Annotated in this window: 20 protein-coding genes and 2 tRNA genes; 12 read left to right on the plus strand and 10 right to left on the minus strand. The window is 67.5% G+C overall.

Annotation, left to right across the window (positions count from 1 at the left end; genetic code table 11):
• Nucleotides 1–64 precede the first annotated feature (64 nt).
• Nucleotides 65–1,069, minus strand: coding sequence for a LacI family DNA-binding transcriptional regulator (locus ABD210_RS05115; protein ID WP_344109317.1), 1,005 nt, complete (start codon nucleotides 1,067–1,069; stop codon nucleotides 65–67).
• Nucleotides 1,070–1,327: 258 nt separating this feature from the next.
• Here ABD210_RS05115 and ABD210_RS05120 point away from each other — a divergent pair, with 258 nt between their 5' ends.
• From ABD210_RS05120 to ABD210_RS05135, 4 genes are read left to right on the plus strand one after another with little or no spacing between them, the layout of a single operon-like run.
• The gene (locus tag ABD210_RS05120) at nucleotides 1,328–2,476 is read left to right on the plus strand and encodes a Gfo/Idh/MocA family protein (protein ID WP_344109320.1); all 1,149 of its coding nucleotides are present in this window, start codon (nucleotides 1,328–1,330) and stop codon (nucleotides 2,474–2,476) included.
• Nucleotides 2,477–2,513: 37 nt separating this feature from the next.
• Nucleotides 2,514–3,758, plus strand: coding sequence for an ABC transporter substrate-binding protein (locus ABD210_RS05125; protein ID WP_344109322.1), 1,245 nt, complete (start codon nucleotides 2,514–2,516; stop codon nucleotides 3,756–3,758).
• A gap of 1 nt (nucleotide 3,759) precedes the next feature.
• Nucleotides 3,760–4,743: a carbohydrate ABC transporter permease gene (locus tag ABD210_RS05130; RefSeq protein ID WP_344109324.1), complete on the plus strand. Its 984-nt coding sequence runs from the start codon at nucleotides 3,760–3,762 to the stop codon at nucleotides 4,741–4,743.
• Nucleotides 4,744–4,747: 4 nt separating this feature from the next.
• Complete coding sequence (locus tag ABD210_RS05135) at nucleotides 4,748–5,578, plus strand: carbohydrate ABC transporter permease (RefSeq protein WP_344109326.1); 831 nt, start codon at nucleotides 4,748–4,750, stop codon at nucleotides 5,576–5,578.
• 172 nt (nucleotides 5,579–5,750) lie between these two features.
• Here ABD210_RS05135 and ABD210_RS05140 read toward each other — a convergent pair whose 3' ends face one another.
• Both ABD210_RS05140 and hisD read right to left on the minus strand, forming a co-directional pair.
• Complete coding sequence (locus tag ABD210_RS05140; protein WP_344109901.1) at nucleotides 5,751–6,653, minus strand: phosphotransferase family protein; 903 nt, start codon at nucleotides 6,651–6,653, stop codon at nucleotides 5,751–5,753.
• A 273-nt stretch (nucleotides 6,654–6,926) separates the two neighbouring features.
• A complete protein-coding gene (gene hisD / locus ABD210_RS05145) occupies nucleotides 6,927–8,291 on the minus strand; it encodes a histidinol dehydrogenase (RefSeq protein WP_344109328.1) in 1,365 nt (454 codons plus the stop codon).
• 507 nt (nucleotides 8,292–8,798) lie between these two features.
• Here hisD and ABD210_RS05150 point away from each other — a divergent pair.
• The 5 genes from ABD210_RS05150 (at nucleotide 8,799) to ABD210_RS05170 (ending at nucleotide 12,209) form a co-directional block, all read left to right on the plus strand.
• Complete coding sequence (locus tag ABD210_RS05150) at nucleotides 8,799–8,963, plus strand: BON domain-containing protein (protein WP_344109330.1); 165 nt, start codon at nucleotides 8,799–8,801, stop codon at nucleotides 8,961–8,963.
• A gap of 14 nt (nucleotides 8,964–8,977) precedes the next feature.
• Complete coding sequence (locus ABD210_RS05155; protein WP_344109333.1) at nucleotides 8,978–9,937, plus strand: polyphosphate kinase 2 family protein; 960 nt, start codon at nucleotides 8,978–8,980, stop codon at nucleotides 9,935–9,937.
• A 3-nt stretch (nucleotides 9,938–9,940) separates the two neighbouring features.
• Nucleotides 9,941–11,452: a glycerol kinase GlpK gene (gene glpK / locus ABD210_RS05160; RefSeq protein ID WP_344109335.1), complete on the plus strand. Its 1,512-nt coding sequence runs from the start codon at nucleotides 9,941–9,943 to the stop codon at nucleotides 11,450–11,452.
• Between the two features lie 51 nt (nucleotides 11,453–11,503).
• On the plus strand, nucleotides 11,504–11,935 hold the full coding sequence (locus ABD210_RS05165) for a helix-turn-helix transcriptional regulator (protein WP_344109337.1): 432 nt from the start codon (nucleotides 11,504–11,506) through the stop codon (nucleotides 11,933–11,935).
• Nucleotides 11,936–12,029: 94 nt separating this feature from the next.
• Entirely contained in the window at nucleotides 12,030–12,209 is a 180-nt protein-coding gene (locus tag ABD210_RS05170; protein WP_344109339.1) for a hypothetical protein, read from the plus strand.
• 474 nt (nucleotides 12,210–12,683) lie between these two features.
• Here ABD210_RS05170 and ABD210_RS05175 read toward each other — a convergent pair.
• From ABD210_RS05175 to tenA, 3 genes are all read right to left on the minus strand, one after another.
• Nucleotides 12,684–12,759, minus strand: a tRNA-Lys gene (locus tag ABD210_RS05175).
• Nucleotides 12,760–12,882: 123 nt separating this feature from the next.
• The gene (locus tag ABD210_RS05180; RefSeq protein ID WP_344109342.1) at nucleotides 12,883–14,436 is read right to left on the minus strand and encodes a phytoene desaturase family protein; all 1,554 of its coding nucleotides are present in this window, start codon (nucleotides 14,434–14,436) and stop codon (nucleotides 12,883–12,885) included.
• Nucleotides 14,436–15,101 (minus strand): thiaminase II, encoded by a 666-nt coding sequence (tenA, locus tag ABD210_RS05185; protein WP_344109344.1) that lies wholly within the window; start codon nucleotides 15,099–15,101, stop codon nucleotides 14,436–14,438. The genes ABD210_RS05180 and tenA overlap by 1 nt, the downstream gene beginning before the upstream one ends.
• Before the next feature lie 94 nt (nucleotides 15,102–15,195).
• On the opposite strand from tenA, the gene ABD210_RS05190 reads away from it, so the two are divergent.
• Nucleotides 15,196–16,932 carry an aminotransferase class V-fold PLP-dependent enzyme gene (locus tag ABD210_RS05190; protein WP_344109346.1) on the plus strand — a complete coding sequence of 579 codons (1,737 nt, stop codon included), beginning with the start codon at nucleotides 15,196–15,198 and terminating at the stop codon, nucleotides 16,930–16,932.
• On the opposite strand, the gene ABD210_RS05195 is transcribed toward ABD210_RS05190, so the two are convergent.
• From ABD210_RS05195 to ABD210_RS05210, 4 genes are all read right to left on the minus strand, one after another.
• Nucleotides 16,929–17,438, minus strand: coding sequence for a hypothetical protein (locus ABD210_RS05195; RefSeq protein WP_344109348.1), 510 nt, complete (start codon nucleotides 17,436–17,438; stop codon nucleotides 16,929–16,931). The two genes, ABD210_RS05190 and ABD210_RS05195, sit on opposite strands and share 4 nt — an antisense overlap.
• 110 nt (nucleotides 17,439–17,548) lie before the next feature.
• Nucleotides 17,549–17,624, minus strand: a tRNA-His gene (locus ABD210_RS05200).
• A 58-nt stretch (nucleotides 17,625–17,682) separates the two neighbouring features.
• A complete protein-coding gene (orn, locus tag ABD210_RS05205) occupies nucleotides 17,683–18,294 on the minus strand; it encodes an oligoribonuclease (protein ID WP_344109350.1) in 612 nt (203 codons plus the stop codon).
• 106 nt (nucleotides 18,295–18,400) lie between these two features.
• On the minus strand, nucleotides 18,401–19,315 hold the full coding sequence (locus tag ABD210_RS05210) for a class I SAM-dependent methyltransferase (RefSeq protein WP_344109352.1): 915 nt from the start codon (nucleotides 19,313–19,315) through the stop codon (nucleotides 18,401–18,403).
• Between the two features lie 159 nt (nucleotides 19,316–19,474).
• Between ABD210_RS05210 and ABD210_RS05215 the strand changes: the two genes are divergently transcribed.
• Together ABD210_RS05215 and ABD210_RS05220 are read left to right on the plus strand one after the other, a co-directional pair.
• Nucleotides 19,475–22,693: a tetratricopeptide repeat protein gene (locus ABD210_RS05215; RefSeq protein WP_344109354.1), complete on the plus strand. Its 3,219-nt coding sequence runs from the start codon at nucleotides 19,475–19,477 to the stop codon at nucleotides 22,691–22,693.
• A 34-nt stretch (nucleotides 22,694–22,727) separates the two neighbouring features.
• Nucleotides 22,728–23,090 (plus strand): M23 family metallopeptidase, encoded by a 363-nt coding sequence (locus ABD210_RS05220; RefSeq protein WP_344109356.1) that lies wholly within the window; start codon nucleotides 22,728–22,730, stop codon nucleotides 23,088–23,090.
• Nucleotides 23,091–23,163: the final 73 nt, after the last annotated feature.

Below are 23,163 nucleotides of genomic sequence, written 5' to 3' on the forward strand. Positions count from 1 at the left end.
ACCCGAAGTCGAGAATCCGCCTTCTGCGGTGAGCAAACCAGCTTCCACGCGACAGCTCGGAGGATCAGTCCTTGACGGTGGATTCTCTGATGACCAGTTCGCACGGGACGGTCTCGAGGCCGCTGCGGGGTCGGCCGGCGATCGCGTCGAGGAGGTGGCCGGCCGCGATCTCGCCGACCTTGCGCAGGTTCATGTCGATCGTGGTAAGCGGTGGCCGGGCCGCCATCACCATCTCGCTGTAGTTGTCGAACCCGACGACCGCCACGTCGTCGGGGATCGAGACACCGGCTTCGCGCAGTACGTCGCAGACCCCGCGGGCTAGGTGGTCGCTGGCGCAGAAGACGGCATCCAGGTCGGGGACGCTCTTGAGCAGGATCTGCGCGGCCTGCCGGCCCCAGGACTCACGCCACTCGCCGAACAACGGTTCCCCGTGCGGCTGGATCCCGGCCTGTTCGAGCGCCGTGGTCATTCCCTGCAGCCGAAGGTGGCTGGCGTGGTACCGCTGTGGCCCGCCGACGTACGCGATCCGCCGACGTCCGATGGAGGTGAGATGGTGTCCGGCCAGCACGCCGCCCTGCAGGTCGTCTGGGACCACCGACAGGTCGTTGGGGTTGTCCGACGGCGTGTACGCGTACACCACCGGAACCGGTAGTGAGGCGGTCAGCGACGGGCGCGCGTCGCTGCGGTGGCCCGTGACGATGAACCCGTCCACCTGACGTGCCAGCAGCGTGCGGATGTAGTGCTGCTCGCGGATCCGGTCAGCCCGCGCGTCGCACAGCAGGATCGCCATTTCGCCGGTCGCCAACAGGTCCTCGGCGCCGAGCAGTACCGGGATGGAGAACCGGCCGAGGCTGTCGCTGGTGAGCAACCCGACCGTATAACTCCGGCCGCTCAGCAAGCTTCTGGCCGCCGGACTTGCCTCGAAGCCGAGCTCCTCCGCCGCCGCTATCACCCGCTGCCGCGTGGACGCCCGCAGTTGACCGGCTCCGTTGAGGGCCTTGGAGGCGGTGCCGCGGGACACACCGGCGCGCTGCGCGACGTCGACGAGCGTGGCGCGCCGTTCCGACATTGCGGAAACAGTTTCCGCCTCGTTCGCCGAGTGGGTCCGATCAGGCAAGGGGTTCTCCCGGTTCCGCTGAACACTACGTCAGCCGAGGATACCTCTCCCGCCGAGGTGATCACCCCATCCTCGCCCCCTGTTCTCCTACGCCGGCTCGCAGCCGCTGGCGATTGTGGGCCGCCACCCTTGACCGTTTCCGCAGAAGCGGTCTAGATTGCCGGAAGTTTCCGAATCGGAAACCCAATTCCTCAGAAAGGTGCGACGTACGTGGATGCAGCGGCGAGCAGATCCGGAAACCTGACCGTGGCACTCGTGGGGCTGGAGTTCGGGGCCGAGTTCGTGCCGATCTACCAGGCCCACCCCGATGTCGCGGAGGTGGTCATCTCGGACCTGGACGGTGACCTGCTGAGGACGATAGGAGACCGGTTCGGGGTCGCCCGCCGGTACTCCTGCCTGGAGGAGGTGCTCGCCGACGAGAGCATCGACGCGGTGCATCTGGTCACGCCGGTGACCGATCACGCCGCTCACAGCCTCGCGGTTCTGGAGGCCGGGAAACACTGCGCGTGCACGATCCCGATGGCGCTGACCTACGAGGACCTGCACAAGATCATCGCGACCCGGCGCGCCGTCGACCGCGTCTACATGATGATGGAGACCGCCGTCTACACGCGGGACTTCCTTTACGTCCAGGACCGCCTCCGCCGCGGGGACTTCGGGCGGATCGCCTTCGCCCGTGGGGCGCATCTACAAGACATGCACGGCTGGCCGTCGTACTGGTCGGGCTTCCCGCCGTTGCAGCACATCACGCACGCGATCTCCCCGGTCCTGGCCTTGCTCGGCACGTGGCCGACCAAGGTGCATTGCTTCGGTTCCGGCCGGCTGCCACAGCACCTCGAGGAGACGTACGGCAACCCGTATCCGGTCGAGACGGCGATCTTCCAACTCGAGGGCTCGGACGTCGCCGTCGAGGTGACACGATCGATGTTCGAGATGGCTCGGCCCTACACCGAGGCGTTCGCCCTGTACGGCGACCGGCTCGGCTTCGAGTGGCCGCAGTTGGAGGAGGAGCAGCCGCTGCTGTTCGAGATGGCGGCTGACGGGACCTCGCGGGGACGACCGATCAAGGTGACCCGGCTCGACCCGCCGGATCGTGCGGACCTGCTGCCGGCCGAGATCGCCCGGTTCACCCGCCAGGGCGTGCTGGCCGAGGACGAGCACCTGTCGGTTCTGCAGGGTGGCGGGCACGGCGGCTCGCACCCGCATCTCGTCCACGAGTTCGTCCGCAGCGTCGTCGAGGGCCGGACGCCCGTGATCGACGACCTCACCGCCGCTCGGTGGACAGCGGCAGGCCTCGCCGCTCACGAATCCGCAGTACGCGGCGGCGAGGCCGTCGACATCCCGACCTTTGAGGGCTGACAGCCCCCACGAACCGCATCAGACGACAGGAGTGCAGATGTTCGACACCACGGTCGCCCGACCCAGTCGGCGCACCATCCTCGCGGGCGGCCTGGCCCTCGGTACGACTCTGCTGGCGACAGCCTGCGGTGGCAGTGCCGGCCAGGCCGCGGACAACAACACGCTAACGCTCTGGGATTACTACCAGGAGCCGGAGCCGACGTACCTGAAGCGGCTGAGCGACTTCACCGCGAGCAGCGGCGTCAAGATCGAGCGGACCTTCGTCAAGTACGACGACTTCCTCGGCAAGATCCTTCAGGGCGCCGCGGCCGGGAAACTGCCCGACGTGATCCTGATCGACAACCCGTGGAACTCCGCGATGGCCGACCAGGGTGTGCTGGCCGATCTGAGCGACAACGTCGAGAAGTGGGGCAAATGGGATCAGTTCTATCCGGGACCGCGGGCCTCGGCGACCTGGAAGGGCAAGATCTACGGTGTTCCGAACGAGAGCAACTGCCTGATCATGTACTACAACGTCGACATGCTCCGGGCGGCGGGGGTCGCGCCGCCGACCACCTGGGAGGAACTGGAGGCGGCGGCGGGTGCTCTGACCAAGGGCGGTGTCAAAGGTTTCTCCACCGCGATGTCGAAGAGTGAGAACGCCGTCTTCGTCTTCGAGTCCCTGCTCTGGCAGTCGGGCGCCGACCTGGCCACGCTCGACAGCCCGGAGGGGCTGCGGGCACTGACGTACCTGGTCGGACTGGTGCAGAAGGGCTACCTGTCGAAGGAATGCCTGAGCTGGGATCTTCGCGACGGCTTGACTCAGCTGGCCAACGGCCGGTCGGCGATCTGCTTCCAGGGCACCTGGGACGCCGCCTGGCTGAAGAAGAACATGAAGGCCAAGTGGGACGTCGCCCTGCTTCCGGCCGGACCGGCGGCCAACGCATCGAACCTGGGTGGTGAGAACTGGTCGGTGACGGCCTCCAGCACCAACGCCGACTCCGCATGGAAGCTGATCGAGTTCGTCAACCAGCCGTCCCAGCTCGTGCCGGACCTGGTGGCCCAGGGCCAGTTGCCCTCCCGCAAGGACGTCGCGTCCGACGCCGCCTTCGGCAAGCATCCGCTGAGCATGTTCATCAAGCAGGAGTCCGTCGCGAAGGCCCGCGTCTACGGTGCGAACTACCCGCAGATGGCCGACGCCCTTATGCAGGCCTACCAGGGCGCGATCTCCGGACAGGCGACACCGCAGGCCGCGTTGGCGGCGGCCGCGGCCAAGATCAAGCCGCTGCTGAGCAAGGGCTGAGATGAGCGCCTCCTCACACCTGGTGGTAGAGGCAGACCCGCCGCGGCAGTCCTCCGAGCCCAGCGCACATCAGCGGCTGACGGGCAGAGGTCCGGCCGGCAGGCGCCGGCACCGGAGTCCGTCGGCCGGTGGCTATCTGTTCCTGGCGCCGGCGGTGGTCTTTCTGCTCGTGTTCGCGATCTATCCGATCGCGGTGACCGTGGTCTACAGCTTCCGCAACGTCACGGTGGCCGGCCTGCTCAGTGGCCGGCTCCCGTTCGTTGGCCTGGGCAACTATCGCGAGGTGCTGGCCGACCCGCAGTTCGTGCACTCGGTGACTGTGTCGGTCATCTTCACTGTCGCCAGCGTCGTGTTTCAGTTCGGCATCGGGTTCGCCCTCGCGCTGCTGTTCAACGAGCGGTTCCCCGGCCGGGGCGCGATGCGGGCGATCGTCATGATCGGCTGGGTGCTGCCGCTGGTCGTGGTCGGCACCATCTTCAAGTGGATGTTCCAGAGCGGCGAGGGTGTCGTCAACACGGTGCTCGCCGCTGTCCATCCCTCCCTCGCCGTCGCCTGGCTGGAGGAACCGAGGTCGGCTTTAGGGGCGATCATCCTCACGAACATCTGGCTCGGGATTCCGTTTGACATGGCAATGCTGCTCGCCGGTCTGCAGGCGATCTCCCCGGTGATCTACGAGGCCGCCCGGATCGACGGTGCCGGACGCTGGCAGTGCCTGCGCTACGTCACCCTCCCGCTGATGCGCGGCCCGAGCCTGATCGTCGCCACCCTGGGCGTGATCTACACGATGAATGTCTTCGAGATCATCCTGATCGTGACCGGCGGCGGTCCGGGCGACGCGACCACGGTCGTGCCGTACTACGCCTACCAGCGCGTCTTCCAATTCTTCAAGGTCGGCCAGGCCAGCGCCGTCACCGTCTTGATGCTGTGCCTGCTCGCCCTGGTGTCCGCCCTCTATCTGCGGTTGCTCCGCAGGAGCGAGAGGTAATCCCGTGACAGCTCACCCGGTGAGCCGCCGGTTCTTCGTCACCGGCCTCGGCCTGTTCGTCACCGGCATCATCGCCTTCCCGATCTACTGGCTGATCGTCACGTCCTTGCGTGCGCCGGCCGATCTTCAGAACACCCCCTCGCTGCTGCCCGTCCATATCGATGCCAGCGCGTACGTTGCGCTGCTGCACCAGCCGGAGCTGCTGCACTACCTCGTCAACAGTGCCTTCTATGGCATCTGTACTACGGTGCTGACCGTGGCGCTGGGTGCATCCGCGGCTTACGCCCTGGCACGGCTGGAACTGCGGGGCAAGACAATCACCTTGTTCGGGCTGCTCGTGCTGCAGACATTTCCCTCGATCATGCTGGCGATTCCGCTGTTCGTGATGTTCTCGCGGCTGCACCTGATCGACTCGCGGATGTCGGTGGTCGTCGCGATCACCACCAAGACGTTGCCCTTCGCCATCCTGATGCTGCGCCCATACTTCATGACGCTGCCGAAGGATCTTGAGAATGCCGCAGCCGTCGACGGGTGTGGCCGGATCAGCACGTTGGTGCGGGTCATCCTGCCGCTGTCACTGCCCGGCATAGCGACCGTGGCCGCGTTCAACTTCCTGTCCGGTTGGGGCGATCTGCTCTTCTCGCTGACGTTGCTCACCGACGAGAGCAAGAAGCCGATCAGCCTCGGTCTGTACAAGTTCATGGGCGTCTACGGGACCGACTGGAATCAGCTGATGGCCGCCTCCGTGGCAGCAGCCCTGCCGGCCCTGCTGGTGTTCGCCGCGTCGCAGCGTTTCCTCATCTCAGGTCTCGCCGCAGGCTCCACCAACGAGTAGGCGCTGCCACTCGCTACTGAATCGAACGGGCTCGCGGGTATTCGCTGCCGCTCTGCGACGCGCGACCTTGCTTCTGGGCCGTCGCGCAGACCTCCGTCCTTGATGCAGACCACGACGGACCGGTTGGCAGTGAACAGCTCACCAGGAGGTTGGCGAATGGTGCTTGAGTTGGTCAAGAGGCCGTATAGCGGGCAATCACGTCCACGCAGCGCCGGAACTGCGCCGGCGAAGCAGGGTTCTTCCAACCGAGCTTTTCGAGTGTCCAGTCGATGGCGAAGGCTGGCGTCAACCCGGCATCGGCCGACTCGGGATCAGCGACCCGCGCGTACCCGCGGCGCACCAGGTCCAATCGGTCATGCAAGGGGTCGCCGGCATCCACCTCCCATTGGGCTAGGTCGTATGCCGGCGAAGCAGGGCCAGCGAACTCCCAGTCGATGACGCCGACGACCGTCCCTTCGTGAATCAGGAGGTTCTTGGGGCAGAAATCGCCGTGGGCGAGCGAGAACGGGGGCGCCGGACGGGTCGCCACCTCTTGGCGCAGGAAGTCAGCACCACGCTCGACGACCGCGGCTGCCGCCGGGCCGAGTGTCTCCCTGACGACGCGTGCGACTCGGGTGACTTCGCGCTCTTCGGGCAACCGCAGCTCGTGCCGGATGCCTCGATCGTCGTCCGGGACCACGCTGTGCACCCGTGCCAATATCTCACCGGCGTCCATGACCAACCGCTCGAGATCAGAGGCAGGCAGTTCGCCGATGACCTGCTGGAGCGAACGGCCCGGCAGGAACTGCTGGATCGAGAAGGAAAGCAGCTCGCCGTTGTGATCCAGGTGCTCGAGGCCGAGCACCTGCGCTGTCGGCACGCCTACGGCACGCGCCTGCTCCATAAGGTGCGCCTCGTCGATGAACCAGGGCGTAGGCTGACGCGCGATCCGGACGACCACAGCGACATCGCCGGCAAACTCGGCGCGGTAGGTCTCATTCATCCCGCCACCGGTGAGGGGAACGAGGCGCTCGACGCCGCGGCCGCAGACTGACCGCACCACTGAGTCGATGATCGGGCGAGGGGTTGTCACCATCGCGCAAGTCTCGTTCAGCGATCCTGACCGGGCCAGCCAATAGAATTGATTCCCCGGGTTTGATCGACTGATGCATCTCGGTGTTGGCGTCGCAGGCCGCACCGTTGTGCAGGGCGGCCGGAGAGCTGTGGGAGAGGCCGCAAGTCCGCTGCCTGATCCAGGCTCCAACCGATGCCACACATCCTGCGTATCAAGATCAGTCGTATTTGCTCGCCCTGGGCCTGATACCGGCCGGTGAGTGTGCTGGGTAGGCCGACGCCTGAGCGCGGGTGCTCACGGTGTGGGTGCCGGACCATCGTGGAGTTTGCGCCGCGTCGTCACTGACGCAAGGTGGGCCGGGAATCCCTCGTGCGTGGCGAGCGCCTCGATCGATGGCGCGATGGTCCAGAAGTCACTCTCGCTGAGGGCTGCGGTCGCGATCGTCGTGAGGTAGGTGTGGGCAGTGACGCCGCTGACGCTCTTCGCGAAGCCTGTCGTCGGCAGCGTGGCTGGTGTGCCGATCGAGAAGTTCGACGCCGAGAAGGGCGTCCATTGCCCCATCAGGACGGTCCCCGCGTGCCGGACGCCGGCCAGCCAGCTTTCCGGGTCTGCAACAGCGAGTTGGACGTGCTCCGAGGCGTAAGCGTTCGCAATCTCCAGCGCCTGTTCGTCGCTCGCGGCCAGTATCAGGCCGCCGTTGTCGCAGATCGAACTTTTGGCGTAGCCACGGCGCGGTTCAGGGAGGCCGCGCCACTGCGACTCGAGTTCTTTGGCGACTCGCTCAAGCAGACCGCGGTCGGTCGAGACCAACACGGCCGAGGAGTCCGCGCCGTGCTCGGCCTCGTTGAGGAAGTCCGCAGCCAGGGTGACGGGGTCGGCGGTGCTGTCCGCGACGATCAGGGAGTCAGTCGGGCCCAGGCCGGGTGCGACCTGGACGCCCATGGACTGCACGAGCTGCTGGGCGATGGTCACCGCGGGGCTGCCGGGACCCACGATCTTGCCGACCGCGGGGACAGTCTCGGTGCCAATCGCGAGGGCGGCCACTCCGGACGGCCCGTTGAGGCAGTAGACCTCGTCGAGGCCGAGTTCCTCGGCGACAACGAGGGTGGCAGCGTCGACCTGGGTGCCGCCAGGGGTCGGGTTGGGCGGGACCACGACCACGATCCGGGACACGCCGGCGACGACGGCAGGCGTACCGATCTGGATGAGGACCGAGGGGTAGGAGCCCTTTCCTGAGGGCACGAAAAGCCCCGCCGACTCGATCGGTCGCGCGACCTCGCCGACGCTCGTGCCATCGGGCCCCGGCATCGACCAGGACGCCCGCTCCACGATCGCCTCGTTGAATGCGCGCGAGCGCGCGATGCTCACCCGAATGGCCTCGATCAGCTCGTCGCTCAGCTTTGCACGCGCCTGCGCGAACTCATCCTCGCCGACCCGAAGCGTGTCGGGAGCCGCCTCGACACCGTCGAACTTGCGAAGCGCAGCGACGAGGGCAGCGTCGCCGTCATGGCGCACGTGTTCAACGAGTTCGGCGATGGAGCGGTTGAGGTCAGTCACGCGTGTCAGACCCTGTTGAGTGCCATTGCGAGTCAGCACCCGCTCGCGGTCGGCCGCGTCGGCGTTGGCCCAGTCCAGGACATTGAGGTTGATCGACGACATGGTCAGCATCCTCTCATCGGCCGTGGCCGCGGCTGCTCCGGTCAATGGCCGGCAATCGGCCGACCGGCGTAGCGGGCCCATGGGGCGGCGGCCTTGTCGGCGTGCAGGAAAGGCGACCTTGGCGCTGTAGCCGAGTGCTCGCATCGACGAACGGAAAGCTCTTCGGCCGGGCGGCCGCCAGCGAGTCGACGCTGTGTTACGCGAGCACCGCCCGGGAGCGCTGCGCCAGCTCGATGACGAATACGAGCATTGGGTCGACGGTTTGTCTTCGCAGTACCAGAAAGCACGAAGGCCCAGGAGCCTCGACCCAACAATCGCTGCGTTGTCTTCCGGATGTGGACCAACCAGATCTCGACTGGGAGTCCCGCTACGAATCTTGAGCAGTGTGGCCGAAGACGGCAAGGAACCGTTCGTGTTTTCCGCAACGGATCAGCGGTGACGCGGATTCCGCCGCGAGTCGGCAGCAGGAGGATCGAGTGGACAGACTGCACCGACGAAGGAGCTCCGATGCGCTCGGACACTGACCTGGTCGACAAGGTCTTCAACGACCTGCGCTGGGATCTTGGCGTCGACAACGATGCGATCGCGGTGTCGGCAGAAGCCAGCACGGTCCCGCTGCACGGCATCGTGGGGAGCCTGCGCGAGATGCGGGCGGCGAAGAAGTCGTTATGAGAGAAGGTTCAGCCATGCCTACCGATGCCCCATCGGCGAAGCGAATCGCCCGGTTCATCGAGCCGTTCCGGGTGACCCCGGGCTCGCACGTGACACTGTCCGATGACTTCGATCCCGCGTTCAAGGCGGGGGTCGAGAAGAAGAAAGACGGCGCCGAGCTGCTGCACGAGGGGATCGCGCTGCTTTCGGACTACCAGGCCCGGCTTGCGGCGCAGGACACCATCGGGGTTGTCGTCGTCCTGCAGGCGTTGGATGCGGCCGGCAAGGACGGGACGATCCGCCACGTGATGAGCGGCGTGAATCCCCAGGGCGTGAGAGTCGAGAGCTTCAAGGTTCCTTCGGCGGGCGACCTGAACCACGACTTCCTGCGCCGGTACCAGGAGCGCCTGCCGTCCAGGGGCGAGATCGGCATCTTCAACCGCTCCCACTACGAGGAGGTGCTCGTCGTCCGGGTGCACCCGGAGAACCTCGTCCGCCAGAAGCTGCCGCTCGAGACATGCGAGGACCACGTCTGGAAGCACAGGTACGAAGCGATCAACAACTGGGAGCGGTACCTCGTCGAGAACGGCTTCCGGATCGTGAAGCTGTTCCTCAACCTCTCGAAGGAGGAGCAACGCGTCCGCTTCCTGAGGCGCATCGACCTGCCAGAGCACAACTGGAAGTTCTCGACGCACGACGTGCAGGAACGCAAATCCTGGGACGACTACCAGGAGGCGTTCTCGCAGATGCTGAGCCACACGAGCACCGAGTGGGCTCCCTGGCATGTGATCCCCGCGGACCGCAAGTGGTTCGCCCGCATTGCCGCCGCAGCGGTGATTACCAACGCACTGATCGAGCTCGATCCGCAGTACCCAACGCTCGACGGCGATGCGCTGCGAGGCCTCCAGGCGATGAAGCGCGAGCTCGAATCGCAAGCACCGAAGGGGGCGGCCCCGGATCCGTTCGAACCGCCTCTCGCCGAGCGGGAGGTGTGAGCGATGGCGGGCAGGTTCGTCGCCGCCATCGACCACGGCACCACCAGCACGCGGTGCTTGCTGTTCGGCGAGGATGGCACTGCCGTCGCGACCGCGCAAAGGGCACAGACCATGCACTACCCCGGACCGGGCCTGGTCGAGCTCGACATGGCCGAGGTCTGGCAGCGAACCCAGGAGTGCATCCATGAGGCGCTCGCCGCGGCAGATGCCCAGCCGGCGGATATCGCCGGGATCGGGATCACGAACGAGCGCGAGTCCGTCGTACTGTGGGACCGCCGGACGGGACGCCTGGTAGCGAACTCGATCACCTGGCAGGACACCCGGACGGCGGCCGCCGCCGACGCGCTGGCGGCCGACGAAGGGATCCATCGGTTCCAGCAGCGCACCGGCCTGCCGATCTCGACCTATTCCTCGGCTCTCAAACTCCGCTGGCTGCTCGACCAGGACCCGGCCAGACGGGAGGCGGCCGGCCGGGGCGACCTGTTGTTCGGCACACCCGACACCTGGCTGCTGTGGAACCTCACCGGCGGTCCCGACGGCGGCGTACATGTGACCGAGCCGAGCAACGCCAGCCGAACGCTGCTGATGAACCTGCGCACGATCGAGTGGGATCAGGAACTGCTGGCCATCATGGACATCCCGTGTGCCCTGCTCCCCGAGATCCGCTCCTCGAGCGAGGTCTACGGCACCGCGAAGGGCGAGCTGGCCGGCGTCCCCGTTGCCGGCGTACTCGGCGACCAGCAGGCCTCGTTGCTGGGTCACACATGTTTCGACCACGGTGACATGAAATGCACCTACGGCACCGGGGCCTTCCTGCTCGTCAACCTCGGGACGGAGCCGGCGATGTCCAAGCACGGCTTGATCACGACAGTCGCCTGGAAGCTGGGTGACGCCGACGCGGTCTACGCGCTCGAGGGCTCGGTCTCGATGGCCGGCGCGCTCGTCCAGTGGCTCAGCGAGAACCTCGGAATCATCACCGACGCTTCCGAGGTCGAGTCCCTCGCGCGCTCCGTCGAGAACTCGGGCGGCGTGGTCTTCGTCCCCGCGTTCTCCGGCCTGTTCGCGCCGTACTGGCACGACGATGCGCGCGGGGTGATGGTAGGCCTGACGCGGTTCGCCAACAAAGGACACATCGCACGGGCGGCGCTGGAAGCTACGGCGTACCAAACCTACGACCTGGTTGAAGCGATGCTCGCCGACACCGGCCTGACGCAGCTCGGCGAACTCCGGGTCGACGGAGGCATGACCAAGAACGAGCTGCTGATGCAGTTTCAGGCAGACCTGCTCGGCACCCACGTGGTCGCCCCGGCCGCGGCCGAGATCACCGCCACGGGCGCCGCCTACGCCGCAGGGCTCGCGACCGGGTTCTGGTCCGGGCTCGACGATCTGCGTGGGAACTACACCATCACGCACGGCTGGGAACCGTACATGAGCGCTGACCAACGGGCACGCGGCGTCGCCGGCTGGTGCATCGCTGTGGAACGGACCCTGGGCCTGGCCGGAAAAACAGGCTGACGAACCGGCACCGATTGGGCGCTCGGGGTCGAGGCGCGTTCCCGGGCATTGGTGAGCGACGGCGAGACCGCTGATCGTCTGTACCGTGAGGCGATCGAGCGGCTCGGCCGCACCCGCATGCGTGTGGATCTGGCCCGCGCGCATCTGGTCTACGGCGAATGGCTAGGGCGCGAGCAGCGCCGTACCGATGCGCGCGACCAGCTTCGCGTCGCCTACGAGATGCTGACTGCGGTGGGTATGGAAGGGTTCGTGGACCGAGCCCGCCGAGAGTTGCTGGCAACCGGGCAGACCATTCGCAAGCGCACGGTCGACATCCTCGCCGATCTCACCGCCCAGGGGGCGCAGATCGCCAAGCTGGCCCGGAGGGGATGCACTAACCAGGAGATCGGCGGCCAGCTGTTCATCAGCCCCCGAACCGTCGAGTGTCACCTGGGCAACGTCTTCGCCAAGATGGGCATCAGCTCACGCAAGGACCTCCGCTGATCCGTCGCCGCCCCCCGTGCCGGGGAGCAACCCGGGGACTCTACCCGGGGCTGTACCGGGGCCGACAGGCGCGGCTGGGCGCGACAGTGATTGCATGAACGAGACCTGTGACCGGTGTGGACCATCGGTGCTCGCGGCGGTCCGCGCCGAGCGAGCCGAGCGAGCTCTTTACCTCTGCCGACACTGCGGCAACCGGCTATGGCCGGCGCTGACCGCACACGGCTGGACCATCTGGCCCGCCGGCGAGCATGCGTTCGCCCCTCAGGCGACCTAGCCGGCACCGAGCCGATGCCGCTCAACAGGCCGGCCCGAGCAGTCGTACGACGCGAAAGCCTCGGCATCGACACCCATTTTGACCCGGCATGTACGAGACCGCATCCGGAGGCAATTCCTCCGGGCCTTGGATGGACAGCTCAAGATGATTGGTTCTCACGCGAGGTCTGGGTCTTCGAAGGCTTGTTGGAGGGCCTCAGCGGCGGCGGGGTTGGCGGCTTGACGGCCCAGGTAGATGTCTTGGGTGATAGAGACTTTGGCCTGGCCTAGCTGGTCGGCTATTTGGCGGGCGGTGTGGCGGGCCCGATGTGATGTGACGCACGGTCACGATCAGTCGAAGGCCGGGCCGGTAGTCCAGTTCCCGAACTGGAAGGTGAGTCCGCGGATCAGATCGGATCGGACGCGACGCAAAGTGGTGCGTAAACGGTGCATTGAGGGCATCAAGAAGCCCAGGGCACCTCGGTGACCTGGGCTTTGGTGCGCCGCCAGGGACTCGAACCCCGAACCCGCTGATTAAGAGTCAGCTGCTCTGCCAATTGAGCTAGCGGCGCATGTTCTGTTGCGTGGTGCTGGTGTTACTTGTGGTACTCGGCGTTGCGATCGAACGAAGAGGATCGTAGCAGGGTCGGTCGGCAGATACGAAATCGGTATCCGGTACCTGCCGACCTTGTTGGTCAGGGGCGGAGTTCGAGCAGCGCCATGGCGGCGTTGTGGCCGGGGATGCCGCTGACGGCGCCGCCTCGGCGGGCTCCTGAGCCGCAGATGAGGAGGTTCGCCGCGTCGGTTTCGACACCCCAGCGGCCGGCCTCGGCTGGGTCGTCGACCCAGGGCCATTGGAGGTCGCCGTGGAAGATGTGGCCGCCCGGCATGCCGACGGATTGCTCGATGTCGTTGGGGGTTTTGGCCTCGATGCAGAGGTTGCCGTCGGTGTCGCGGGCGATGCACGGTTCCAGCGGCTCGTCCAGGTATGACTCCAGGCCGGCCAGCACCCGGCGTACCGATTCGTCGCGGGCAGCATCGTTGTCGGCGGCAAACAAACGGGCGGGGAAATGGACGCCGAAGACGGTCAGGGTTTGGTGGCCCGAGGCAACCAACGAAGGGCTGAGGATCGACGAGTCGGTGAGGGAGTGGCAGTAGACCTCGGAGGGCGGAACCGCCGGCAGGGAACCGGACGTCGCCTGTCGGTAGGCCGACTCGAGTTGCGAATAGTCTTCGTCGATGTGGAAGGTGCCCGCGAAGGCGCGGGAAGGATCCTCGCCGGAACGCAGCCGGGGGAGGCGTGACAGCAGCAGGTTGATCTTGAGCTGGGATCCCTCGGGCTTCTCACTCGTACTACGGCCGCGCAGCGCGTCCAACGTCGTCGGCGCGACGTTGGCGAGCACGAAGGAGCAGTCGACGGATCGTTCGCCGTCCCCGCCGAGCCACGTGACGGAACCGCGCTTGCCGTCCACGTCGATCGCCGTCACCGACGCGTTGGTCACCAGCGAGGCACCCGCAGTACGGGCCGCGAAAGCCAGCGCATCCGTGACCGCGCCCATGCCCCCGACCGGCACCCGCCACTCGCCGGTGCCGTTGCCGATCAGGTGGTAGAGGAAGCACCGGTTCTGGATCAGGGACTGGTCGTGCAAGCCCGCGAACGTGCCGATGACGGAGTCCGTCGCGACCACGCCCCGCACGGTGTCGTCCGCGAACCGCTGCTCGACGATCTCCCCGAGCGGCCGCTCGACCAGGGCCTCCCACAGCGCCGGATCCACCTTCTTTCGCAGGTCTTCCGAGGTTGCGAGCGGATCGAGCAGCGTGGGCGCGATCACCTGGGCGAGCTCCCCGACGGACCCGTAGAACGCGGTCCAGGCGTCGTACTCGGCGTCACCTCCGGTCAGCGCGGCGAAGGATTCCCGCGTCAAAGCCCCCTCAGGTCGTTCGACCATCAAGCCCAGGTCGCGACCACCGCGGCGTACCGGCGTGTACGACGCGACGGAGCGCGAGCGGAGCTCCAGGGCCAGGCCCAGGTCGGCCACGATCTTGTCGGGCAGCAGGCTGACCAGGTAGGAGTACCGCGACAGCCGGGCGTCGACCCCGGGGAACACCTGCTGGCTGACCGCGGCGCCGCCTGTGTGCGGTTGCTGCTCCAGGATCAGCGTGCTCAGACCGGCCTGGGCCAGGTACCCGGCCGCGACGAGCCCGTTGTGGCCGCCGCCGGCGATCACGACGTCGTAGAAATCCTTCATCAGATCGGCCAATCCAGCTTGCGGTACGCGGCGTCCCAGAACATCCACTCGTACCTGGTCGTGGTGGAAAAGTGCCGGTGGCAACGATCTCGCTCGCCCGGCCCGACCTCGGCACCGAGCCGATCCGTCACCGCCAGCACCGACTCTACGACCGCGTCGAACTCCTCGGAACCATAGGCCGCGATCCACTGCGCGTAGACCGGATCGGGCGAGGAGCGCTTCAGCAGCTCCCGGCCGACCTCTCGGTAGATCCAGTAGCAGGGCAGCACCGCGGCCACCGCCTCGGCGTACGTACCGGTCGCGCAGGTGGCAGTCAGATAGGACATGTACGCCGTGGTCGTCGGCCCTGAACCGGTCGCGTCGACGTCCGCGGAGGTGAGACCGAGAGAGCCCAGCAGGGAGCTGTGGAGTTCGCGTTCGACCTCGATCGCGTTGGCGGCGTGCCGGGCGAACATGCTGACGGCGTCCTGGTCGACGGCACGGGCAGCGACCAGGGCCAGGGCGCGCGAGTAGGCCCGCAGGTAGTGGCTGTCCTGCACGATGAAGTACCGGAAGGCGTCGTGATCGAGGGTCCCCTCGGTCAGCCCGGTGATGAACGGGTGCCGGACGATCTCGTCGTACACCTTCGTGGCGCCGGCGTCCCACAACTCGGTGGAAAACGTCATCCTGAGCTCCTCACGGTCGATTGGCACCGACCCTAACCGCCCGGCCGCCGCAGAACATGAGACGAAAGTCACCGAGCAGTCTTACCCTGACGCCATGACGATCCAGGGGGACCTGCGGACCACGGTGGACGACAGCGTGCTGATGCCGCCCGATACGCCGCTGCTGGGCCGGATCCGCTCCTCGGTGATCGGCGACGACCAGGTGATGCCGGGGCCGTACGGGCCGCGCCGGGTCACCTACGCCGACTACACCGCGTCCGGCCGGGCGCTGACGTTCCTCGAGGACTTCATCCGCGAGGAGGTGCTGCCGAGGTACGCGAACACGCACACCGAGTCCAGCGGCACCGGCCTGCAGACCACCCGGCTCCGCGAGGATGCCCGCAAGATCATCCACGACAGCGTCGGCGGAGACGACGAGACCGCGGTGATCTTCTGCGGTTCGGGCGCTACCGGCGCGATCGACAAGCTGATCGGGGTCCTCGGCCTGCGGATCCCGGCAGACCTGGATGACCGCTACCACCTGACCGACCAGATCCCGCGGGTCGAGCGCCCGGTGGTCTTCATCGGCCCCTACGAACACCACAGCAACGAGCTCCCGTGGCGCGAGTCGATCGCCGACGTGGTGGTGATCGGCCAGGACGGCGACGGACACATCGACATCCCGCAGTTGGAGGAGCAGCTCACCCGGTACGCCGACCGTCCGCTGAAGATCGGCTCGTTCTCCGCGGCCAGCAACGTCACCGGGATCGTCAGCAACACGCACCGGGTCTCCGCGCTGCTGCATCGGCACGGCGCGCTTTCCTTCTGGGACTGCGCCGCCGCCGCGCCCTACGTCGAGATCGACATGTACGGCGGCCGCTCGGGCGACCCGTTGGCCTACAAGGACGCGATCTTCCTCAGCCCGCACAAGTTCATCGGCGGCCCGGGCACTCCCGGCGTACTGGTCGTCCGGCGTGAACTCCTGCGCAACCGCGTCCCCGACGTACCAGGGGGTGGCACGGTCGCCTACGTCAACCCGACCGACCACCGGTATCTCGACGACCCGATCCAGCGCGAAGAAGGCGGGACGCCGGCCATCATCGGGTCGATCCGCGCGGGGCTGGTGTTCCAGCTCAAGCGGGCGGTCGGGATCGAGGTGATCCGCGCGCACGAGGACGCATACCTGCGTCGGGCGGTCGAAGCCTGGCGGGACGAGCCGGGCATCCAGATCCTCGGCAACCTCGACGCGGAGCGGCTGTCGATCGTGTCGTTCGTGATCAAGGCGCCGTCCGGGCGATACCTGCACCACAACTACGTCGTCGCGCTGCTGAACGACCTGTTCGGGATCCAGTCCCGCGGCGGGTGTTCCTGCGCCGGCCCGTACGGCCACACGCTGCTCGGGATCGACCTCGAGCGCTCGCACGAGTTCGCCGAGGAGATCGAGCACGGCTGCGAGGGGATCAAGCCGGGGTGGGTCCGGGTGAACTTCAACTACTTCATCTCCGAGGCCGTCTTCTCGTACGTCGTGGAGGCGGTGCGGCTGGTCGCCCAGGAAGGGTGGCGGCTGCTCGGCGACTACCGCTTCAGCCCGGCGAACGGGCTCTGGCGGCACCACCGCGGCCCGGTCGAACCGCCGATGCGGCTGTCCCAGGTCGGCTACGACGCGGACGGCAAACTCCGCTACCCGCGCCACGACACCACCGCGCCGGAGTCAGCGCTGGAGGGATATCTGGCCGAGGCGCGGGCCCTCCTGGCCGCCTGTCAGCACGCCGACACGGTCAGCGAAGCCAGCGTGAACGCGGAGTTCGACCACCTGCGCTGGTTCGACCTGCCGGCGAACTGCATCTCCTAGGGAGTGCTCGCACGAAGTGCCTGTTCGTAGCGGCCGGAGGCGGTCGGGGTCCACGGCGTGCCGTTGATGATCAGCGTCCGCGCGTCGATCGGCGCCTTGGCGGTCGCGAGGACCGGTTTGCGTTGCCACCGGCAGCCGGTCCGGTCGGTCTGCTGTGTCACCCGTACTGCGATCGCGCCCGGTCCTTCGGCGTAGGTCGTGGCGCGCAGAACCCGTGCGCAGCCGACCGGGGTCGCGACGATCAGCACAAGCTGGCGCGGATCCGACACCACCGGGCGGACCTCCAGCACCTGCGCGATCGTGGTCCTGACGACCGGAACGCTCGACCGGGGCTGAGGCCCCGGCTGGCTCTGGGCGACCGTCGAAGCAGCGGGAGCCGGCTCGTCAGGGGAGGAGGACCCGAACACCTTCGCCAGCACGAAAACGGTGAACGCGAGCATTCCGACCAGGAACGTCACCACCACGGCGACCCCATACACGAACCACACGCTGCCGGACGACTTCACCCGTCCGATCCTTCCAGCACAACCGCCCCAACCCCCGCAGGAAAACGCGGAACCGCGCAGTACAGAAAAGCAGAACGGCCCTGCTCGGATCGAGCGGGCCGTTCTGGGGTTGGGGTGAGTGACGGGACTCGAACCCGCGGCCACCTGGACCACAACCAGGTGCTCTACCAGCTGAGCTACACCCACCATGTTTCCTACCGCTGCCGTCCTGACTGCAACGGCTGGGTAATCATAGCGACGAAGGTCAGTTCCCCGAAATCGGGTCCGAGACGAGGCTGGCGGCGGCCGCTCTGGCGGTCTCCGTGTCCGGGCCGGGCTGGGGGACGAACACGGTCTGCCGGTAGTACCGCAGCTCCGCGATGCTTTCGGTGATGTCCGCGAGCGCACGGTGGTTCCCGCTCTTGGCCGGCGTCGCGTAGTACACCCGCGGGTACCAGCGCCGGACGAGCTCCTTGATCGAGCTGACGTCCACGTTGCGGTAGTGCAGGTGGGACTCGACCTTCGGCATGTCGCGGACCAGGAAGGTGCGGTCGGTGCCGACCGAGTTCCCGGCGAGGGCGGCCTTGCGCGGGTCCGGGACGTGGGCGGAGATGAAGTCGAGGACCTGCTGCTCGGCCTCGGCCAGCGGGATCCCGTGCGGCAGTTCCGCGAGCAGGCCGGAGGCGGTGTGCATGTCGCGGACGAAGTCGCCCATCTGCTCCAGCGCGCCGGGCGGCGGTGCGATCACCAGGTCGATTCCCTCGCCGAGGACGTTCAGTTCGTAGTCGGTGACGAGAACCGCGACCTCGATCAGGGCATCCGTCGCCAGATCGAGTCCGGTCATCTCACAGTCGATCCACACCAGCCGGTCGTTCATGGGCACCCACCTTACGGCGGCCGGGCGTTGCCGTCGCGCCAGGCAGCGTCAATACCGGGCGTGGCGGTCAGTCCCGTACTGCGCTGTGCCCCGTCGCGAGGGTGATTCAGCCGGGCGCCTGGCCGATGTGGATGCTGCGAACGGACAGCGCGGCGAGGTCCGTCCGCCGGCCCAAGTAGTGCGAGCTGTCGGGGTCGAGCAACTCCCTCCAGACAGCCAGATCCTCAGCCGGCAACGCCAGCTCCACCGGCAATCCGTCATCGTGCCCGTGTCCGTGTCCATGTCCGTGTCCACTGCCATCGCCGCCGGGCGTTCCCGGGGTCAAGCGGTCGACGCGGTGCTGGAACTGGTTGACCACCTGTTCGCGGTCCTCGTCCGACAGCGGCACAGGCTTCTCCGTCAGCACACTCCGCGTAGTCACCTCGGCCAGCCCGGCCCGCTGGAGCGCATCGGTCCAGCCGTACGGCAGGTCCACTGAACCAGGCAGCGCAGCACGCATCGCGGCGAACCACCGGTCCTGCGCCAGATCGAGCCGAAGCTCCAGTCCGGGCTCTCCGATGCCCAGGTCCCACGGCAGGCTCCGGGCCGGCAGCCCGCCCTCGGCCAGCGCCAACCGCCCGCCCGGCGCAAGTAGCGAGGCAAGCGAATCGACTGCCGCCTGCTGATCCGCTGCGTGATGGACCGAGGCGGAAGCCCAGATCAGATCCGCGGGCGCACCGATTGCCTGCCGCAACGGCTCCGGCCCGTCGTCCAGCGATGCGCGCTCGCAGCGGACGGCGCCGCCGGTATGGATACGGGCCTCCTGCAACACTTCAGCGTCGGCGTCGATCGCCACCACCGCGCCCTCGGGCAAGGCAGCCGCGAGCGCCTTGGCCATCCCGCCTCCACCACAGCCGACGTCCACCGCCAACCGGTCCGTGGCCCGGACCAGGCCCGAGGCAACCATCTTGTTCCAGTCGGCTTCAGCGGTGGCCGAGTTCCTCAGCTGTCGGGCCTGCTCGGCCCAGTCGATCTCGATCATGCCGCCCAGTCTGCCCCCTGCGGCCTGGTCTCCCGGCTTCCCAGGACAGCGCTCCCGCAGTACCAGGAAAAACTCACCGCGAGATCAGGGTCAACACTGTTGCGGAGCCACTACCGACGGTGCTGTCCTGTTCAAGGGTTGGGGACGGGAGGTGAGGCAATGCCTGGGGACGGGGCGCCTGCGCAAGGCACGGTTGATCGGCCGCGGTTGACCGCGCTGCTGGATGAAGGAGCGCAGCGGCGACTACTGACGGTCGTTGCCGACGCCGGCTTCGGCAAGTCCACCTTGCTCGGCTCCTGGGCGGCAGAGCGTCCTTGCGCCTGGTACACGGTCCGCGCCGAGGACCGCTCACTCGCCGCGATGGTGTCCGGCCTGGTGGAGGCAGTCAGGCGTCAGGTCCCCGCATTGTCGGCAGTACTCGCCGCTGAACTACAGGGGCCACGCGGCCCCGATGCCGACGCCGAACAGGACACCAGAGCACTCGCGTACGCCGGTGTGCTGGCTGACGCACTCGAGCAGAACGTTGACGGCGACCTGGTGCTCGTCCTGGACGATCTCCACGAACTACGGCCGGGAGACCCCGCGACCAGGTTGATCGAGGGCCTGGTCCGGATCGCGCCGCCGTCGCTGCACCTGGTGGTGGCCTCCCGGACAGCCATGCCGTTCGGGATCGACCGGCTCCGTGGCAGGGGCCAGGTGCTGGAGATCGACGCGACCGCCCTGGCCTTCACTGTGCCGGAAACCCGCGCCGTGCTGCGCGTAGTACTGGGTGAAGGAGTGGAGGAACTGGCCGAGCCGCTGCAGTCCGCAGTACAGGGGTGGCCGGCTGCCGCGCGGCTGGCGGTGGAGGCGCTGCGTCCTGTGCCGGCTGCCGAGCGGCCGAGCAGGTTGCGGCGTGCACTGCGTTCCGACGGACCGCTGTACGACTACCTGGCCGAGGAGGTCTTCGCTGCAGAGCCTCCAGCCGTACGCCGGTTGGTCGCGGCCGTCGCGGTGTTGCCTCGGTTCGGGTCCGAGTTGTGCCAGGCGATAGGGCTGACTGACAGCGCGGAGATGCTGCAGCGGCTTCGGACGAGAGGTCTGCTGGTCTCGGCCGGAGACGCCGACGGGTATGAGCTCAACCCGCTGGTAAGGGACTTCGCCAACGACAGGCTGGTCACCGACAAGGCAGATGTCGCTGAGCTGACTCTGCGAGCCGGAAGGTGGTTGGAGTCGGTGCGGGACGATCGGGACGCGCTGGCCTGCTTCCAACTGGTCGACCCGGCCGAGGTGTCCCGGATGCTCGCGGAGCGCGGGCACGCGATGGTCAGCGGCGGGCTCGCGGAGGCAGTCGTCGCGGCGGTCGTCGCCTTGCCCGGGGCATTGCGTGATGACGCGATGGACCAGCTGGAAGGCGAAGCACGACAGGTGCTCGGCGACTGGCACGGGGCAGTGGACTGCTTCGACCGGATCATCGGCCCGGAAGGCGAGATTCCGGTCGGCATCGCGTGGCGCCTGGGCCTGATCCATCACCTGCGCGGCCGGACCGACGTGGCCATCGCGACCTATCGGCGCGGCAGGATCGACGGCGCGCAGCCCACGGACGAGGCGCTGCTCCAGGCCTGGTGGGCCAGCGCCCACTGGATGCGCGGGGAGTTCGAGGAATGCCGCGAACTGGTCGGCGCGGCAAAGGTGGCGGCGAAGATCTCCGGAGATCACCGGGCGCTGGCGATCGTCCACACAGTGCTTGCGATGCTGGCAGCGGTCGACAGCGACCCGCGCAGCAACGCGTCTCACTACGTGCGGGCACTCGACCATGCGGAGCGTGCGGGCGACATGCTGCAGTCCATCCGCATCCGGGTGAACCAAAGCTCCCACCACATCGCCGAGGGTGACTACATGCTCGGCCTCGAGGAACTGGACCGCGCACTGGAGTTGGCGGACCGTGCCGGCTTTGCCGTGTTCCGTGCGCTCGCTCTCAACAACCGCGGCGAAGCCCTGCTGAGGCTCGGCCGTCTCGATGAAGCCATCGGCGAGCTGGAAGCGTCGCGAGCGCTCTTCCAGAAGCTGGAGTCCAAGCGGGTCGCACAACCCCTTGCAGTGCTGGGAGAGGTCTATCGCGAACGCGGCGACCGGGCGATGGCCAGGGCCTGCTTCGAGGAGGCCATCGCCATGGCGGACGACACCAAGGACATGCAGGCGCTGGTGCCATCACTAGCCGGGCTGGCGCGGGTGCTTGCAGTGGAGGAGCCCGAGAGAGCAGCGGAGCTTGCCGAGCTCGCCAAGCAGGCCGTGGCTTACGGGCCCGTGCTAGGGCTGTCAGGTGCTCTGGTCGGCCTGGGCTGGGTCACCTTCCATGCAGGAAACAAGATCGAAGCGGCAGCCGCAGCGGAGGAGGCAGCCGCGCTGTGTCGCAAGCGGCGTGACCGAGCTGGCCTAGCGGATGCGCTGGAGTTGTACGCCGCGGCCGGCGGTGGCGAGGTGCTTCACGAAGTACTGAATATCCGCATTGAGCTAGCGGATCCACTGGGGCAGGCGCGGGCTGAGCTGATGCTGGCCAGGCAGTCGCCGGGGGACGAAGGGCGCGTGCTTGCCTTGCGGGCGCACAAGCAGTTCCTTGCTGCTGGAGCCACCCGCTACGCAGCAGCCGCTCTGGCCGCCAGCGAGGAGGCAGGCCCGGCGCCGGTGCGCGTCGAGTGCCTCGGCGGCTTCCGAGTACTGCGGAAGGGCAAGGCCGTCCAGCTCGGCGAGTGGCCGTCGAAGAAGGCCCGGGATCTGTTGAAGATCTTGGTAGCCCGTCGCTGCCGGCCGGTGGCTCGCGTGCAACTGCTGGACCTGCTCTGGCCGGATCAAGCGGAGTCCGTGGCATCACCGAGGCTGTCGGTGGCGTTGTCGACCGTGCGCTCCGTACTGGACCCGGACAAGCAGTACCCAGCGGACCACTTCGTCGGAGCTGACCGGGCCACGATCTGGCTGGACGGCCAGCAGACCGCAGTAGATGTCGAGAGCTTCCTGCACGACGCCCGTGCCGGGCTGGAGAGCAACAGCCTGCCCACGCTCCGCGGTGCAGAAGCGTCGTACTCCGGAGACTTCCTGGAAGAAGACGTGTACGCCGACTGGGCCGCGGGGATGCGGGAGGAGGCTCGGGCGCTCTACGTCCGGGTGGCTCGCGTCCTGGCCGAGCGGGGGAGGCGCGACCCGGACACGGCCGCGGGATACCTGCTGCGGATCCTGCAGCGCGACCAGTACGACGAGCGGGCGCACCTCGGCCTGGTGTCCGCGTTCCAGACGAGCGGCGCGCATGGCGAAGCCAGACGGGCTTACCGCACCTACGTGCACCGCATGGCCGAGCTGGAAGTCGAACCCGCTCCCTATCCAGCCCTCGCCGGTCGCCTTTAAGGGTTTCTGAAGAAGGGTGCGGACGATCTGGGACATGGCAGCACCGGTGCACAACGGAGTGGTGACCTGCGAGTTCGGGGTCGCAGGCCGGCACGGCCCACACCCCGGCCGTGACTACAGAGCCGCCCACGGTACGCCGGTCAGGGCCACCCTGGCCGGGGTCGTCGTACGGGTGGAAGGTGACGAGGTCGTGGTCGAGTCCAACGCGATCTGGCACGTCTACGGCCACCTGACCGAGTTCGCGGTTCGACGGGGGGACACGGTGGAGACGGGGGATCGCCTGGGCCTGGCGGTCGGGCCGAACCTGCACTACGAGGAGCGGACGAATCCGTACCGGCCAGGCGACCACCGCAGCCCGCAGTTCGACCTGCACCCCAACGCCAGACTGCCGTCGTAAGGGCGCGGGTCCAACCAAGGTGGCATCGGACGGATCGGCCGAGGAGGGAGCGGCCGGACCGTGCGGCGCTACC

This window comes from Kribbella alba (genome assembly GCF_039529635.1).
Lineage (GTDB): Bacteria > Actinomycetota > Actinomycetes > Propionibacteriales > Kribbellaceae > Kribbella > Kribbella alba.

Coding starts and splice junctions, on each gene's coding strand:
- ABD210_RS05115 (WP_344109317.1), bottom strand. CDS start 1,069: ATGTCGGAACGGCGCGCCACGCTCGTCGACGTCGCGCAGCGCGCCGGT.
- ABD210_RS05125 (WP_344109322.1), top strand. CDS start 2,514: ATGTTCGACACCACGGTCGCCCGACCCAGTCGGCGCACCATCCTCGCG.
- ABD210_RS05130 (WP_344109324.1), top strand. CDS start 3,760: ATGAGCGCCTCCTCACACCTGGTGGTAGAGGCAGACCCGCCGCGGCAG.
- ABD210_RS05140 (WP_344109901.1), bottom strand. CDS start 6,653: ATGGTGACAACCCCTCGCCCGATCATCGACTCAGTGGTGCGGTCAGTC.
- hisD (WP_344109328.1), bottom strand. CDS start 8,291: ATGTCGTCGATCAACCTCAATGTCCTGGACTGGGCCAACGCCGACGCG.
- ABD210_RS05150 (WP_344109330.1), top strand. CDS start 8,799: ATGCGCTCGGACACTGACCTGGTCGACAAGGTCTTCAACGACCTGCGC.
- ABD210_RS05155 (WP_344109333.1), top strand. CDS start 8,978: ATGCCTACCGATGCCCCATCGGCGAAGCGAATCGCCCGGTTCATCGAG.
- glpK (WP_344109335.1), top strand. CDS start 9,941: ATGGCGGGCAGGTTCGTCGCCGCCATCGACCACGGCACCACCAGCACG.
- ABD210_RS05170 (WP_344109339.1), top strand. CDS start 12,030: ATGAACGAGACCTGTGACCGGTGTGGACCATCGGTGCTCGCGGCGGTC.
- ABD210_RS05180 (WP_344109342.1), bottom strand. CDS start 14,436: ATGAAGGATTTCTACGACGTCGTGATCGCCGGCGGCGGCCACAACGGG.
- tenA (WP_344109344.1), bottom strand. CDS start 15,101: ATGACGTTTTCCACCGAGTTGTGGGACGCCGGCGCCACGAAGGTGTAC.
- ABD210_RS05190 (WP_344109346.1), top strand. CDS start 15,196: ATGACGATCCAGGGGGACCTGCGGACCACGGTGGACGACAGCGTGCTG.
- orn (WP_344109350.1), bottom strand. CDS start 18,294: ATGAACGACCGGCTGGTGTGGATCGACTGTGAGATGACCGGACTCGAT.
- ABD210_RS05210 (WP_344109352.1), bottom strand. CDS start 19,315: ATGATCGAGATCGACTGGGCCGAGCAGGCCCGACAGCTGAGGAACTCG.
- ABD210_RS05215 (WP_344109354.1), top strand. CDS start 19,475: ATGCCTGGGGACGGGGCGCCTGCGCAAGGCACGGTTGATCGGCCGCGG.
- ABD210_RS05220 (WP_344109356.1), top strand. CDS start 22,728: ATGGCAGCACCGGTGCACAACGGAGTGGTGACCTGCGAGTTCGGGGTC.